Origin of the sequence: Pseudaquidulcibacter saccharophilus (assembly GCF_019455445.1) — a bacterium.
GTDB lineage: Bacteria > Pseudomonadota > Alphaproteobacteria > Caulobacterales > Aquidulcibacteraceae > Pseudaquidulcibacter > Pseudaquidulcibacter saccharophilus.
In genome coordinates, this window is the sequence record NZ_JAHWUS010000002.1 from 237198 (window position 1) to 251167 (window position 13970).

Consider the following 13970-nt stretch of genomic DNA (forward strand, 5'->3'; position numbering starts at 1 on the left):
CTGGGGGTTTATTAGAAGCTTTTGGATGCCATCAGGGTGATGAATGACCGCGCGTGTATTGATTGTTGATGATGTTGCTACGAATGTTCGTTTACTGGAGGCAAAACTCCAGCACGAATATTATACCGTCATTTCAGCAACGTCAGGCGAAGAAGCAATTATGCGCGCCATCGAAGAAAATCCTGACGTTATTTTACTAGACGTTATGATGCCGGGGCTTGATGGTTTTGAAACCTGCCGTCGGTTAAAAGAAGACCCAAAAACTCACCATATACCTGTTGTTATGGTTACTGCTCTTGACCAAAAATCGGATAGGATTCGTGGTCTTTCTGTTGGCGCAGACGATTTTTTATCTAAGCCCATTGACGATACTTTATTGCTTGCACGCGTTCGCTCTTTGGCCAAGTATAAAAGTATTGCAGATGAACTGCGCTCGCGAGAGGCAGTTGGTCGTAGGATTGGCGTTATTGATGAAATGCAACAAGGTGAAAATGGTCTTGGTGCTAGGGTTATAATACTTGAAGATGATGCAAAGCGCGGTGAACGGTTAAAAAGAATCTTAAATGAAGAGCAGCGCGCGCTTTTGATGGAGGAATCTAATCAACTGGGTCCAGACGGTCATTCGTCTGTTGAGCTGTTGATTGTTTCTGCATCAGGAAAGACATTTGACGGCCTACGCTTGGCTGCCCATATTCGTTCACAATTTAATACCCGTAGTCTTCCAATTTTAGCGATTGTTGATGCAGAAGATCGTACAAGGTCCATTAGGGCGTTGGAAATTGGCGTAAACGACATTATTAATCGTCCATTAGATGAGGATGAATTAAAGCTTAGGGTTCGCACTCTAGTGCGTCGTAAACGTTATATTGAGAATTTACGACTTAGCGTGGACGCGACTATGGAAAAAGCTGTCACTGACCAGCTTACTGGACTTCATAATCGTCGTTATATGGAAACACAGCTTAAAGCATTGCTTGAACGTACAAAACGTGGTGGTGCACCGGTATCAGTTATAATTGCAGATATTGACCACTTTAAACGCGTTAATGACCTTTTTGGTCATGATGCAGGGGATGAGGTTATCCGCCAATTCTCAGAAAGGTTAGCATCTAACTTCCGTCCACGTGACCTTGCTTGTCGTTTTGGCGGTGAAGAATTTGTAGTTATTATGCCGGATACTTCTGCGGAAGATGCATACATAATTGCAGAACGGCTTCGGGTTGCCGTATCTGGTGATCCATTCCATATTGGTTCAAATAAAGACCCGCTTGAGGTTACTGTTTCTGTGGGTGTTGCAATCGGCAACCGTGCAGATGATGATACTGATGTGGTTATAAAACGCGCTGACCAGGCGCTATATGCGGCGAAACAAAGAGGTCGTAACCGCGTTATTGCCAACGTGGCATAAATTTAGAATTCAGTGATAATTTAAGAATATTTTTTGTGAAAGATTAAATAAACAAAAAGCCCGCCATTGGCGGGCTTTTCGTATTTAAGTAATGGTAAAATTACTTGATTTTACCTTCAACGAATTCAACGTGCTTACGAGCAACTGGATCGTATTTGTTCATACGAAGTTTTTCGGTTTTAGTACGAGCGTTTTTCTTGGTAACATAGAAAAAGCCTGTGCCAGCTGAAGAGTTCAAACGAATTTTAATAGAGGCCGGTTTAGCCATAATAATCCCCTCCGCGGTTGCGGTGTTGTTAAAACTGAAGGTGCGCGTTGACCATAATTGAGAGCCTGTGTCAAGGTGAGGTTGCAGTGTTTTTAGTGAAAAAGTTTAAAAACAATGGCAAAAGTCCTATAATTGAAAGGATTAGCATAAATCCACTATTGCCAAATGCGTCCATTATATAGCCACCAACTGAAGGCGTTAGGGTCTGTGAAATGCAATATGTTGTGCCAAATGATGCATTTGCGGTGGCGATTTTGTCACCTTTAAAGTTTTCTGCGATTCCCACAAGGCCCATAGTATAAAACCCCGTTATAATTCCCGACCATAAGCATACGATTGCCAATATAAATAATTTTGAGAATGGAAACATAAGGCCAATTGGCAAAACAAATGCAATTATTGCAATTATGTTCAAAACGTTCTTTCGACCGATTCTATCACCCAACATGCCAATTGGAAATTGAAGAATAACATTTCCAATTGCTGCCGCGGTCAATATATGCCCTGCAAATGCATCATCAAAACCTTGTTTGCGGCTCCAGACGGGGAAAAGATTGAATGCTGATGTCTCTAGGCCGCCAATTGCGAACGCAGGCATGAATAGCGCAGGGAATAAGAATATTAGCTTATATATACTGCTAAGGCGCTCCCCAGCATGTGGTTTTGAAGGTTGGAGTGTTTTTAAGAAGAATAATGGCGTACATAAAAAATTTAATATAATTGCGACCAAAATCACATTGTTGCTTTGGTAACCTAATTGGGAGATTAATATGCCTCCAAGTCCAATTCCACCATAAAATATTACGGCATAAAGCCCAAATATCTTCCCGCGAATCGATGGTGGCGATATTTCTAATATCCAACTTTCTGATGCAATAAATAGGAAGGTACCCGTAATCGCGAACCCAATTCTTACAGATGTCCAAATGGTTGGCGTATGGGCAAAAAATAGCGTCACATATAGTAACGCATTTAATATCATTACTATAATCAAAGCTTTTTTTGTAGGAATTATATTTAAAATTTTTGGAATAAATGGCGTCATAAATAATGGGGCAATGCCGATTATTGTTACCAATGCGCCAATTTCTTTTGGTGAAAGCCCATAATCATCCATTCTCAACGCAAATAAAGGCGCCAGAAGGCCGAAGCCAATAGATGATACAAAGCCCGCTGATAGCGCAACAACTAGTCCTGCAATCACGGGAAACGATATTTTTTCTAATTTTGGCTCATGTGTTGTTAAAGGCAATTTAAACTCCTAAAATTGCCTTTAACAAACCTAAGTAATTACATCAATTTTATTTCACTTAATCGTTGTTCTAAGAATGCCTGGGCTGTTATTGGCGCAAACTGGCTATTGCCACATGATGGCAATGTTTCAATTAGATAGTCCGGATTGAAATGTAAGAAGAACGGCGTTGAATATCGTGCAAACTTTGCCCGTTCGGGTTGAGGGTTGATAACGCGATGAATTGATGACGGTAAAACACCATTTGTTAGGCGTGAAAGCATATCACCAACATTAATCGCAAGGCAGCCTTTGGGCGCGGTAACATTTTGCCAATTTGCTTCTTTGTCAAGAAGTTGAAGGCCTGGTTCATCTGCACCTAATAACAATGTTATTACGTTAATATCGCCGTGCGCACCGGCACGAATTGCACCTGGTTCAATATCGCCAGTAACTGGTGGATAATGTAAAAGGCGCAATACCGAATTCCCATTGTCAACCTTGCTTTCAAAGAAATCGGCTTCAAGGTTTAGATAAATGGCGACAGATTTCAAAATTCTTTTACCTAGATCGTCAAATGCATTATAGAAAGTATCAACTGCGTCATTGAAATCATTGACGGCATCAACAATTATGTTTGGCGGCATATATTTTTCATATTTATGATTTTTAGGTAAGTTTCTGCCTTGGTGCCAGAATTCTTTTAAGTCGGCCTTATCGTGACCAACTGCAGTTTCAATACCAAACGGAACATAACCGCGGGCGCCGCCCAAGGTGGCCTTATATTTCATTTTGACTTCTTCAGGTAAGGCAAAGAAAGTTTTAGATTTTTCTAAAACATTATCAATGATAAGTTGATCGACACCATGGTCGGCAACGACCGCAAATCCATATGTTTCAAACCATTTGCCAAGTTCTTGTGCAAAATCTTCCGGGCTTTGTGCCCATGTTTTCATTGAAACTGGTGGAATTATTGAATCCATATTTATCCCCAAAATTGTTTATCTGATATACGGCAATTATTATTTATGATTTAAGGTAAATCTTATAATAAATTATTACATAATAAAACTAGAGAGGTTAGGGTAGATGTCAAACGAGATTGAATTATTCTTCTGGGCAACACCAAACGGTTGGAAAATTTCAATTGCGCTTGAAGAAATGCAATTGCCGTACAAACTTAATTTGGTTGATATTTCCAAAGGTGATCAATTTAAACCAGAGTTTTTGAAAATCAGTCCGAATAATAGGATGCCGGCAATTATTGATCCTACATTCATTGATGGTGCGCCAATATCAGTTTTTGAATCTGGTGCAATTTTACAATACCTAGCTCGCAAGACGGGCAAGTTTTATGGCAAGAATGATCGTGAACGCATTTTAATTGACCAGTGGCTTTTTTGGCAGATGGCAGGGCTGGGGCCAATGGCGGGACAGGCATCACATTATAGGAATTATGCACCCAATTTGGTTGATGACCAAAAGCTCATTGAATATGGGCGAAATAGATATTTTAATGAAGTTAGGCGCCTTTTTGGTGTCCTTGATAACCAGCTTGCGAATTATGAGTTTATTGCGGGCGAATATTCAATTGCTGATATGGCATGTTTCCCATGGATTAGAGCGTATGAGTTTGTCGGACAAGATTTGAAAGAGTTCAAAAAATTGTCAAATTGGTATGAAATCATAAATTCACGCCCAGCCGTTCAGAAAGGGCTTGCAGTTGGAAAAGAGAGTAAGCGTGACCAAACAAAACTCAATAAAGAAGAAATTGAGGAACAGGCGCGCAATTTATTTGGCAAAAAATAACTCCCCCCATTTTCAATAGAGGGAGTGTTTGGCGGGTTTATTTAGTTGATGCGTTGGTGGTGTCCGGGTTAATGGCCGGATTTTTCCATGCCTTTCATGTCACCCATTGTCGCAGATTGACCTGGGTCAACAACTAATGGTGCTTCAAATTTAATTTTTTTGCCATCCGTAGTATTTAGCGTGATTTTAGCAACATCGCCCTCTTTAAGACCTGGTTTAATTTCAAACATCATTATGTGTTTGCCCATAGGTTCAAGCACAAGGTCGCCGCCAGCAGGAACTTCAAAACTGTCAACTTTGCGCATTTGCATCATACCGTCGGCACTTTTTTCGTGAGTATGTAGTTCAGTTCTTTTTGAAAGATCATTTTCACCGCCAACAATCACAACTGCTTTATCGGTTGAATTATGTATTGTTACATAAGCGGCAGTTTTATCTGTGCCACCCATTGGTACTCGAACGCGAGGGTTTTCGAGTTTTAAGCCATCGGTTTCAATTGCAGCTACTTCATTCGTTGCGATTTCATTTGATTGTGTTGCTGGTGAATTAGCTTTTTGTGAACAAGCGCTAATAAATGCTATGGCAGATATTGCTATAATTACTTTTTTCATGAAAACTCCGCTATAATAATTATATCTTATATGCGGCATTAAATAACATGGTGTTATAAAAAGAGCTGTGAATCAGTTTTAATGCAGCAGCTAATTAATCAGTCTTAATGTATGTAATTTAAAGGCATATTATTATAAATTAATATAAAACACATTGCTTTATTATAAAAATGGACAAAATGTCATAGTATGCAAAAATGCAACGCAACTATCTATTTTTGCATTTATTGCTAAATGGTTATAATAAAATGCAACAATAATAGCATTGCGAGGCATAAAATGACTATTATCTATTCATACTTTATCTGCATTGAAAAAATATTTCAATATAATGTCAAAAATGTGAATAATTTGTCCTGAGGTATGTGGAAGCGTTTTCATTTTTTTTATTATAGTCAAATTTTTTTTTATTTTTATGCTTGATTTTATTTTCGATATGCTGTTTAAGCCGCCACCGCACTTAAACATACTGTGATTTGCGACAAGTTTGCAATTTTTTGCAATATGCAAGCACATTATTTTTCAAAAATTGGACTAAGTTAAACTTAGACAATTCACTATTACGAGGATAAAAATGGAAGGTGATTTCTGCACTAGCGAAGGCGCGCGCCGCCTTAAAACCAAAATTCAAGAATACTGGCGTGACCGTGGTTATGACGTAACTGTTGATTTGGTTGATGAAGGCTTTGTTCCTGCAATGCGTTCTGGCAGAACAGATGTTCGTTCAGATATGATAAATGGCTTACCGCGCCGTCGCATCCAACAGGATAGCTAATTTTGCGTTTACTAGCTTTTATTTTTACGCTTAAATTTTTCTAAGAAATTTACATACTAAAAAATTTATGCCACCGTCTCATAAAGATGGTGGCATTTTTTATTATGCAAAATTTTGCAATTTTTGACTTAGTTTAATGATTATATCAAATAATTCATCATAATGATTGAAAAATGCATCGGCGCCAAGGTCGTGTACTTTAATCTCTGTATAACCAAAAGAAGTTACTACAACAGGGATTTTAGCGGACTGCGCGGCAAGAACGTCATTTTCACTATCTCCAACCAAAATTGCCATATCGCGATTGCCACCAACGCCATCAATTGCTGTTAGCAAGTGGATAGGGTCTGGTTTGGTTTTCTTAGTGGATTCTGGCCCATATATGCCGATAAAATCGTCCAGAATTCCAAGCTCTTGCATAACCAATTCAGAAAGGTGTGTAGGTTTATTTGTGCAAACAACAAGTTTTGCACCAGATTCCTTTAGGACCTTGAGGCATTCTTGTACGCCTTCGTAAACCTTACTTCTTAGGGCGATACCTGCCTTATAGGTTTCAAGGAAAAATGGAACGTGCAAATCTAGTTCATCTTCAGTAATTTCATAGCCAGCAACCTTTGCAGCCCTTTTAACTGCAAATCTTGCACCACGACCAATAATCCTTCTCATGTCATCTAGTTCTACATGCGGTAGTCCTAGTTTATCCATCACTTCATTGGTCGCGCGCACCAAATCAGGTGCGGTATCAATTAAAGTACCATCAAGGTCAAAGGCAATTGTAAAATTATCTAAAGGTTTTGACATGATTGTCTTATAGATTTTTGAATAAATAATTGCTAGCAGACAAAATGTAATTTATCGGTCTGGAATCAGACTTGAACAAAGGGCTTACCATGACAGTTTCTAAAGCGCGCGCCGCAATAATTCTTGCAGCTGGTCAAGGCACAAGAATGAAATCTTCATTATCTAAAGTACTTCACAAAGTTGCTGGACGAGCGATGTTGGATTGGGTGATTGCTTTGGCACGTGATTTAGATTGTGAAAAAATTGTCGTTGTAACTGGGGCGCATAACCAAGATGCAACCAAGAAAGTTATAGCGCAATTAGGTGAGGGGGCGCATGCGCTTCAAGAGCCACCAATGGGAACCGGTCACGCTGTTAATTGTGCAAAGGATGCAATGAGCGGTTTTGATGGAAACGTTATTGTTCTTTACGCTGATACACCATTAATCACTAGGGAAACTGCCGTAAAAGCTTTTGAAGCAGTTGAAAATGGCGCTAGCGTTTCAGTACTAGGGTTTGAAGCAAAGATACCTGGCGCATATGGTCGATTAATTGAAAATAAAGATGGCGATTTACTTGAGATTGTCGAAGCAAAAGAAGCTACTGCCGATCAACTTGCAATTAATCTATGTAACTCAGGTGTAATGGCGGCAAATGCAAAGGATTTATTCGCACACCTTGAAAATGTTACTAATGAGAACGCCAAAGGTGAATATTACCTAACTGATGTTGTTGGGCTTGCGGTTAATGCAGGGCAAAAATGTAAAGCGGTTCGCGGCACAGAAGATGAAGTTATGGGGGTCAATTCACGCCTTGAATTATCGCAAGCAGAGGCCGCATTCCAAAGTAAAAAACGTGTTGAGATGATGGAAAAGGGTGTAACTTTAATTGCACCCGAAACCGTATTCTTTAGTCATGACACTGAAATTGAAAACGACGTCACAATTGAACCAAATGTTGTATTTGGAGAAGGTGTTGTTGTTAAAAGCGGTGCAACAATCCGTGCCTTTACCCATATCGAAGGTGGCATAATTGGCAATGGTGCAATTATTGGCCCATATTCACGTATTCGCCCAGGTTCTGAAATTGGCAAAGATGTTCATATCGGAAACTTTGTTGAAACCAAAAATGCCAAGCTTTCAGAAGGGGTAAAAGCAAACCACCTTACATATCTTGGCGATGTTACAATTGGTAAAAAAACCAATATTGGTGCCGGTACCATTACTTGTAACTATGATGGTTATTTCAAATATAAAACTGAAATTGGTGAAGGTGTCTTAATTGGTTCTGACACTATGTTGGTTGCGCCGTTGAAAATTGGCGACAAGGCCATGACCGGTTCAGGTTCAACTATTACTGAAGACATTCCTGCGGGCGCATTATCTTTTGAACGTAATGCACAAACAATTAAGGAGAAATGGGCGGATAATTTCCACGCCCTAAGTTCCGCAAAAAAAGCGCAAATGAAATAATATTAGCAAATTAATATAGGCAAGATGATTATGGATGCAGATACACAAAAGGCGCAAGCTGCTGCCAAGGCAATTGAGTATGTTAAAGAAGGAATGTTGCTTGGGCTGGGAACTGGCTCAACTGCCGCACATTTTGTCCGCCAATTGGGTGAAAAGGTGGCAAATGGCTTCAAGGTTGCCGGTGTTCCAACGTCTATTGCCACCGAAACACTTGCCAAAGAAGTCGGCGTGCCACTTTTGAATATTGATGAAGTAACAACACTTGATTTGGTTGTTGATGGTGCTGATGAGGCCGATGGTGCTTTAAATCTGATTAAAGGTGGTGGGGCGGCGCTTTTGCGTGAAAAGGTTATTGCGCACGCTTCTAAGCATATGATTGTCATTGCTGATGAGAGTAAATTGGTGAATACACTTGGTACATTTGCTTTACCAATTGAGATTATTCAATTCGCAACCTCCATTACAATCCATGAAATTAAGAATTGTTTGAAAACATGTGGTGTTAAAGGGGACGAGGTTGCAATTCGTCAAAAAGACGGTGCGCCATTAATTACTGATAATGGTAATTTCATTCTTGATTGTAAGTGCATTGAAATACCTAACCCTGAATTACTTTGCTTTGAACTAAATAAAATCCCAGGCGTTGTTGAGAACGGCATTTTCCCGAACTTCAAAAACGCAAAACGTACTTTGGTATTGGGAACGCCAAACGGTGCAAAAGTTGTCGAATAGATTGAAATCTTTAACTCAAGTCATTATTTGTAAGTAATGACTTATGATTTTGATTTATTCGTGATTGGTGCCGGTTCAGGCGGGGTTCGTGCGGCGCGTATGGCAGCAAGCTATGGCGCAAAGGTTGCCATTGCAGAGGAATATCGGATTGGCGGAACCTGTGTAATTCGTGGCTGTGTTCCCAAGAAGTTCTTGGTTTATGCTTCTGAATTTACACATAATTTTACGGAAATTGCCCCTTCGTATGGATGGTCAATTGGTGACATAAGTTTTGACTGGAAGACGTTGCGCAATAAAGTGCAGGATGAGGTTGCAAGGCTTTCGGCAATTTATAACCGCAACCTCGGTAATTCGGGGGTTGAAATTTTTGAAACCCGTGCCGAAATTTTGGATAAAAACCATATTAAGCTATCAGATGGGCGTGTGCTAAGTGCCAAATATATTCTTATCGCAACAGGCGGCGCGCCATATATTCCAGATGAAATAATTGGTTCCGAGCATGCCATAAGCTCGAACGAGGTTTTCTTATTAGATAAATTGCCTAAATCAATTGTGATTAATGGCGGTGGTTTTATTGCGATTGAATTTGCCTTTGTCCTAAAGGGGCTTGGCGTTGATGTTACGCTTGTTTATCGTGGTGAAGAAATCTTGCGCAGTTTTGACGATTGTATTCGTGCCGAAGTTCACGAAAATATGAAGAATCGCGGAATTCGTGTTATCACCAAAGCAAACATAAATGAAATAAGCCCGATTGATGATGGGTTTAATGTGCATCTATCAAATGGCGAGATTATATTTGCAGGCAAGGTTCTGCTTGCATTGGGTCGTAAACCATATGTCAAAGGGCTTGGCCTTGAAAATGCGGGTGTCGAAATTGAAAATGACGCCATAAAGGTTGATGAGTATTCAAAAACCAATATTGATAATATTTATGCCGTTGGTGATGTTACCAATCGCATAAATCTTACGCCTGTTGCAATCCGTGAAGGTGCTGCATTCGCGGCAACTATTTTCAATAATAAACCAACCAAAATGAATTATGAAAATGTTGCCAGCGCAGTGTTTTCCCAACCACCTGTTGGCACTGTTGGTTTGACCGAACATGATGCGCGTGCAAAATTCGGACAAATTGATGTTTACAGAACTCGTTTCCGGCCAATGCGCATTGCATTATCAAATGATCAAACGCGGGTAATGATGAAATTGGTGGTGCGTGCATCCGATAATATTGTGGTTGGCGTGCATATCGTTGGCGATGATGCCCCAGAAATGATTCAAATGGCGGCGATTGCGGTTAAAGCAGGGCTTACCAAAGAGCAGTTTGACGAAACCTGTGCAGTTCACCCGACAATGGCGGAAGAATTGGTGACGCTTAAATAAGGAAGTTGAACACAAGTGGACGGAAGGGCGTTTTTACCACCCCGATAACCAAAATATTTTTCAATTAATGTGAACATTTTTAAACAATATTTACAATGTGTAACAGCGATTATTTCTAAAAAAAACAATTGATAATCAATTTGTTAAACCGATTATTAGTGCTTATTTTTTGAATTGCCCCAAAATGTTGACATTTGTTGACATCCACCAAATTTAATACCGGCAAAAACCCTGACATTTCCTGATATTTATCAGGAATGTGTCAAGACTTGTAAAAAATATTATAAGGGCAAAATTGGGGACGGTAATAGTGTTTTTGCTCCCCCACGAATGACCCTATTAGCTTTGGGGCGGTTAGTGTTTTAGATATTTGTTTTTGATTGGTATGGCAATTTAATTAATCCCGTTCGCACACGCCCAAGCGCTTGACCATGCCCATTGGAAATTATATCCGCCCAGCCATCCGGTGATGTCGATACATTCACCAATGAAATAAAGACCGGGAACTTTTTTGCTTTCCATAGTTTTTTGATTCAATTCATCGGTATCAATGCCGCCCTTTGTGACTTCTGCCTTGTAATAACCTTCATTACCGGCGGGCGTAAGTGGGAATGATTTGAGGCGTGTAATGAAATCAGTTATTTCATGGTTTTTAAGGCTATGAAGTTTTCGTTCGCCTAAATCCCCAACTAATTCTTTTGCAAGCCTGCTAGGTAATAATAAGGAAAGCGTGTTTACAAAACTTTGATTTGGGTGCTTTTGCTTGGTGGATAGGATTTTCTTTTCAAAATCATGCCCTGCCGTAAAATCGATATATATTTCTTCGCCTTGATTTATATAGCTAGAGATTTGTAAGATTGCTGGCCCTGACATTCCTTTATGGGTAAAAAGAATTGCCTCTTTGAATGATGCGGATTTACTTGAAACAATCGCTTCACAAGAAACCCCGCTAAGTGATTTAACCCAATCATATTTTTGCCCGCTAAAAACAAGCGGGACGAGGGCGGCGGATGGTTCATTGACGGAAATGCCAAATTGCTTGGCTATATCATATGCAAATCCTGTCGCACCAATTTTGGGAATTGATTTGCCACCGGTTGCTATAATTACATTTCTTGCGAGATATTCACCTTCTGGGGTGGTTATTTTAAAATCTTCATTTTTTTCAATTGAGGTTATTTCAACGCCAGTTTTGATTTTGATGCCTTTGCATGCCTCAGTAAGCATTTGTAAGATATTATTTGCCCCGCCTTGGCGATCAACAAATAATTGCCCCAAAGTTTTCTCTACATATGGAATGTTTGCGCGCTTCACCATTTCAATGAAATCAGCGTTTGTAAATTGCAATAATGCCGAACGCGCAAATTGTGGGTTCTTTCCGTGAAAGTTCTTATAAGACACCTCTAAATTGGTGAAATTGCACCTTCCTCCACCAGATATTAATATTTTTGTGCCAATCTTATCAGATGCTTCAAGCACGAGGGTCTTTTTGCCTTTTTGCCGAAGTTGTCCCGCGCAAAACAGACCGGCAGCACCCGCACCGATTATGATTGCGTCAAAAACTTTAATAGTTTCAGATAGTTTTAATATATTACGCGACATTTTGCCCCAGTGCTACAATTTGTCTCAAAATTTGGCGGGATAAAAAGTTCGATATGTGATATGAATTATCCATTACGAACGCCAAAAAATAAGGATTTATACATGGTTGCAACTACCACAAAAACAAAGACAAATGCCACTAGGACGCGCACTAATGCTGTTACTAGACGCACAAATGCTGCAAAAACTGTTGCACAGGCTGATATCACCGAGAAAGCAGTTGAAGAAAGCGCGGTTACACAAAGCATTGATGCCGCGGTTGATGCTAAACTTGCTGCTACACAGGATATAGTAAAAAATACTAAACCGACGCCTACGGATTCCGACGGCGCATTAAAAGCAATTGAGGCGATTTTGAAAGGGGCATCAGAGGATGATGCAATTGCAATTCGTGCAAACCTTTTAAAGTGGGACAAGTTGGAACGTGGTATTCCAAAAAGCCCGGATGATGATTTGGTCGATGATTGGCGCAATGCAGTTTACCCATATAAAAACCGCATGCTTAGAAAGAATTATGAGAAGCAGAAATATAAGCTTCAAGTAGAGCTTTTAAAGCTTCAGGCATGGGTTAAAGAAACCGGGCAAAAAGTTGTTATCGTTTTTGAAGGACGTGATGCCGCCGGTAAAGGTGGAACTATAAAACGCTTTATGGAGCATCTTAATCCACGTGGTGCGCGTACCGTAGCGCTAGAGAAGCCAACCGATGAAGAAAAAGGTCAGTGGTATTTCCAACGATATGTAAAGCATCTTCCAACACGTGGTGAAATCGTTCTTATGGACCGTTCATGGTACAACCGTGCCGGTGTTGAACGAGTTATGGGTTTTTGCTCAGAGCCGGAATACCGTGAATTTTTGCGTCAAACACCAGAATTTGAACGTCAATTAGTTAACAGCGGCATCCATCTTTTTAAATTTTGGTTCAGTGTTTCCCGTGAAGAGCAAAGAAGAAGATTTAAAGAGCGTGAAATTCATCCATTGAAACAATGGAAACTCTCACCAATTGATAAGGCATCTTTGGATAAATGGGATGATTATACAGCGGCAAAAGAGTCTATGTTCTTTCATACCGATACCTCTGAATGCCCTTGGATTGTTATAAAGTCTGATTGTAAAAAGCGTGCGCGTCTTAATACCATGCGTTATGTCTTAAATAAATTACCGTATAAGGGGCGTTCACAAAATAACATTGGGCACCCAGATCCGCTAATTGTTGGGCGCGCAAGCTTTAATAATGGCTAAAAATGCGGCGGGGAAACCCGCCGTTTTTATTTTAAATGCGATTGTTACTTGCAATTTGATTTCTTTTTTCGTCATAGAGAGGCATGACAAAAGCACTCTTAGTAATTGATGTACAAAAAGCCCCTTTTATTTCTGAGCGGTTTCAGGTTTATCAACCTAAAGAAACATTAGATAATATTAGACTATTAATTAAAAACGCCCGCAATGCAGGTGTCGAAGTTATTTTTTTCCGGCATATTGATAATCGGTTTCCGCATCTTTCAGAAAATTCAGAGGGTGTCGAATTTGTTGAAGGAATTGCGCCTGAAAATGGTGAAAAATCATACTCAAAAGATGTGATTTCGTGTTTCGGTGGAACCAATGTTCATGAATATCTTCAATCAAAAGGTATTGATGAACTTGTTGTTTGCGGCATTCAAACTGATTTTTGCGTTGATACATCCGTTAAAGTTGGTGTTGATTTAGGTTATAAAATCATTGTTGCGTCTGATGCACACACTACATTTGAAACCAAAACTATTGCTGCAAAAGACATTATTGCACATTACAACAAGGTATTGGGCGTGGTGTTCTGTAAGGTTATGCCGAGTGCAGAAATAAAATTCTGAAAAATAAACCGAATATATGCAGTTTTATGACACAAAGTAATTAAAATGTCATATA

Annotated in this window: 14 protein-coding genes; 8 read left to right on the plus strand and 6 right to left on the minus strand. The window is 39.7% G+C overall.

Annotation, left to right across the window (positions count from 1 at the left end; translation table 11 throughout):
* Positions 1-43 precede the first annotated feature (43 nt).
* Positions 44-1408 (plus strand): PleD family two-component system response regulator, encoded by a 1365-nt coding sequence (locus KXV15_RS06860; RefSeq protein WP_240007431.1) that lies wholly within the window; start codon positions 44-46, stop codon positions 1406-1408.
* Between the two features lie 100 nt (positions 1409-1508).
* On the opposite strand, the gene rpmG is transcribed toward KXV15_RS06860, so the two are convergent.
* The 3 genes from rpmG to KXV15_RS06875 all read right to left on the minus strand — a co-directional run bounded on the left by rpmG (position 1509) and on the right by KXV15_RS06875 (position 3890).
* Positions 1509-1676 (minus strand): 50S ribosomal protein L33, encoded by a 168-nt coding sequence (gene rpmG, locus KXV15_RS06865; protein WP_240007432.1) that lies wholly within the window; start codon positions 1674-1676, stop codon positions 1509-1511.
* A gap of 70 nt (positions 1677-1746) precedes the next feature.
* Positions 1747-2928, minus strand: coding sequence for an MFS transporter (locus KXV15_RS06870; RefSeq protein WP_240007433.1), 1182 nt, complete (start codon positions 2926-2928; stop codon positions 1747-1749).
* Positions 2929-2966: 38 nt separating this feature from the next.
* A complete protein-coding gene (locus KXV15_RS06875) occupies positions 2967-3890 on the minus strand; it encodes an isopenicillin N synthase family dioxygenase (RefSeq protein ID WP_240007434.1) in 924 nt (307 codons plus the stop codon).
* 106 nt (positions 3891-3996) lie between these two features.
* On the opposite strand from KXV15_RS06875, the gene KXV15_RS06880 reads away from it, so the two are divergent.
* The gene (locus tag KXV15_RS06880) at positions 3997-4716 is read left to right on the plus strand and encodes a glutathione S-transferase N-terminal domain-containing protein (protein WP_240007435.1); all 720 of its coding nucleotides are present in this window, start codon (positions 3997-3999) and stop codon (positions 4714-4716) included.
* 68 nt (positions 4717-4784) lie between these two features.
* Here KXV15_RS06880 and KXV15_RS06885 read toward each other — a convergent pair whose 3' ends face one another.
* Positions 4785-5327, minus strand: a complete 543-nt coding sequence (locus KXV15_RS06885) for a copper chaperone PCu(A)C (protein ID WP_240007436.1) — start codon at positions 5325-5327, stop codon at positions 4785-4787.
* A gap of 574 nt (positions 5328-5901) precedes the next feature.
* Here KXV15_RS06885 and KXV15_RS06890 point away from each other — a divergent pair.
* Positions 5902-6102, plus strand: coding sequence for a hypothetical protein (locus KXV15_RS06890; RefSeq protein WP_240007437.1), 201 nt, complete (start codon positions 5902-5904; stop codon positions 6100-6102).
* A 102-nt stretch (positions 6103-6204) separates the two neighbouring features.
* Here the strand turns inward: KXV15_RS06890 and KXV15_RS06895 are convergent, their stop codons facing one another.
* Entirely contained in the window at positions 6205-6903 is a 699-nt protein-coding gene (locus KXV15_RS06895; protein WP_240007438.1) for an HAD-IA family hydrolase, read from the minus strand.
* Between the two features lie 89 nt (positions 6904-6992).
* On the opposite strand from KXV15_RS06895, the gene glmU reads away from it, so the two are divergent.
* Genes glmU through gor form a run of 3 tightly spaced genes read left to right on the plus strand, consistent with a single transcriptional unit; the run spans position 6993 to position 10466 of the window.
* Positions 6993-8354: a bifunctional UDP-N-acetylglucosamine diphosphorylase/glucosamine-1-phosphate N-acetyltransferase GlmU gene (glmU, locus tag KXV15_RS06900; protein ID WP_240007439.1), complete on the plus strand. Its 1362-nt coding sequence runs from the start codon at positions 6993-6995 to the stop codon at positions 8352-8354.
* 30 nt (positions 8355-8384) lie between these two features.
* Positions 8385-9086 carry a ribose-5-phosphate isomerase RpiA gene (gene rpiA, locus KXV15_RS06905; RefSeq protein ID WP_240007440.1) on the plus strand — a complete coding sequence of 234 codons (702 nt, stop codon included), beginning with the start codon at positions 8385-8387 and terminating at the stop codon, positions 9084-9086.
* 36 nt (positions 9087-9122) lie between these two features.
* Positions 9123-10466, plus strand: coding sequence for a glutathione-disulfide reductase (gene gor / locus KXV15_RS06910; protein ID WP_240007441.1), 1344 nt, complete (start codon positions 9123-9125; stop codon positions 10464-10466).
* A gap of 393 nt (positions 10467-10859) precedes the next feature.
* On the opposite strand, the gene KXV15_RS06915 is transcribed toward gor, so the two are convergent.
* Positions 10860-12068, minus strand: coding sequence for a BaiN/RdsA family NAD(P)/FAD-dependent oxidoreductase (locus KXV15_RS06915; protein ID WP_240007442.1), 1209 nt, complete (start codon positions 12066-12068; stop codon positions 10860-10862).
* Positions 12069-12128: 60 nt separating this feature from the next.
* Here KXV15_RS06915 and ppk2 point away from each other — a divergent pair, with 60 nt between their 5' ends.
* Positions 12129-13307 carry a polyphosphate kinase 2 gene (gene ppk2, locus KXV15_RS06920; RefSeq protein ID WP_240007443.1) on the plus strand — a complete coding sequence of 393 codons (1179 nt, stop codon included), beginning with the start codon at positions 12129-12131 and terminating at the stop codon, positions 13305-13307.
* An 83-nt stretch (positions 13308-13390) separates the two neighbouring features.
* Positions 13391-13915, plus strand: coding sequence for a cysteine hydrolase family protein (locus KXV15_RS06925; RefSeq protein ID WP_240007444.1), 525 nt, complete (start codon positions 13391-13393; stop codon positions 13913-13915).
* The last annotated feature ends 55 nt before the right edge of the window (positions 13916-13970 follow it).

Excerpts from the sequence above, each read along its gene's own strand:
- KXV15_RS06860 (WP_240007431.1), top strand. The coding sequence starts at position 44 with ATGACCGCGCGTGTATTGATTGTTGATGATGTTGCTACGAATGTTCGT.
- rpmG (WP_240007432.1), bottom strand. The coding sequence starts at position 1,676 with ATGGCTAAACCGGCCTCTATTAAAATTCGTTTGAACTCTTCAGCTGGC.
- KXV15_RS06875 (WP_240007434.1), bottom strand. The coding sequence starts at position 3,890 with ATGGATTCAATAATTCCACCAGTTTCAATGAAAACATGGGCACAAAGC.
- KXV15_RS06880 (WP_240007435.1), top strand. The coding sequence starts at position 3,997 with ATGTCAAACGAGATTGAATTATTCTTCTGGGCAACACCAAACGGTTGG.
- KXV15_RS06885 (WP_240007436.1), bottom strand. The coding sequence starts at position 5,327 with ATGAAAAAAGTAATTATAGCAATATCTGCCATAGCATTTATTAGCGCT.
- KXV15_RS06890 (WP_240007437.1), top strand. The coding sequence starts at position 5,902 with ATGGAAGGTGATTTCTGCACTAGCGAAGGCGCGCGCCGCCTTAAAACC.
- KXV15_RS06895 (WP_240007438.1), bottom strand. The coding sequence starts at position 6,903 with ATGTCAAAACCTTTAGATAATTTTACAATTGCCTTTGACCTTGATGGT.
- glmU (WP_240007439.1), top strand. The coding sequence starts at position 6,993 with ATGACAGTTTCTAAAGCGCGCGCCGCAATAATTCTTGCAGCTGGTCAA.
- rpiA (WP_240007440.1), top strand. The coding sequence starts at position 8,385 with ATGGATGCAGATACACAAAAGGCGCAAGCTGCTGCCAAGGCAATTGAG.
- gor (WP_240007441.1), top strand. The coding sequence starts at position 9,123 with ATGACTTATGATTTTGATTTATTCGTGATTGGTGCCGGTTCAGGCGGG.
- KXV15_RS06915 (WP_240007442.1), bottom strand. The coding sequence starts at position 12,068 with ATGTCGCGTAATATATTAAAACTATCTGAAACTATTAAAGTTTTTGAC.
- ppk2 (WP_240007443.1), top strand. The coding sequence starts at position 12,129 with ATGAATTATCCATTACGAACGCCAAAAAATAAGGATTTATACATGGTT.
- KXV15_RS06925 (WP_240007444.1), top strand. The coding sequence starts at position 13,391 with ATGACAAAAGCACTCTTAGTAATTGATGTACAAAAAGCCCCTTTTATT.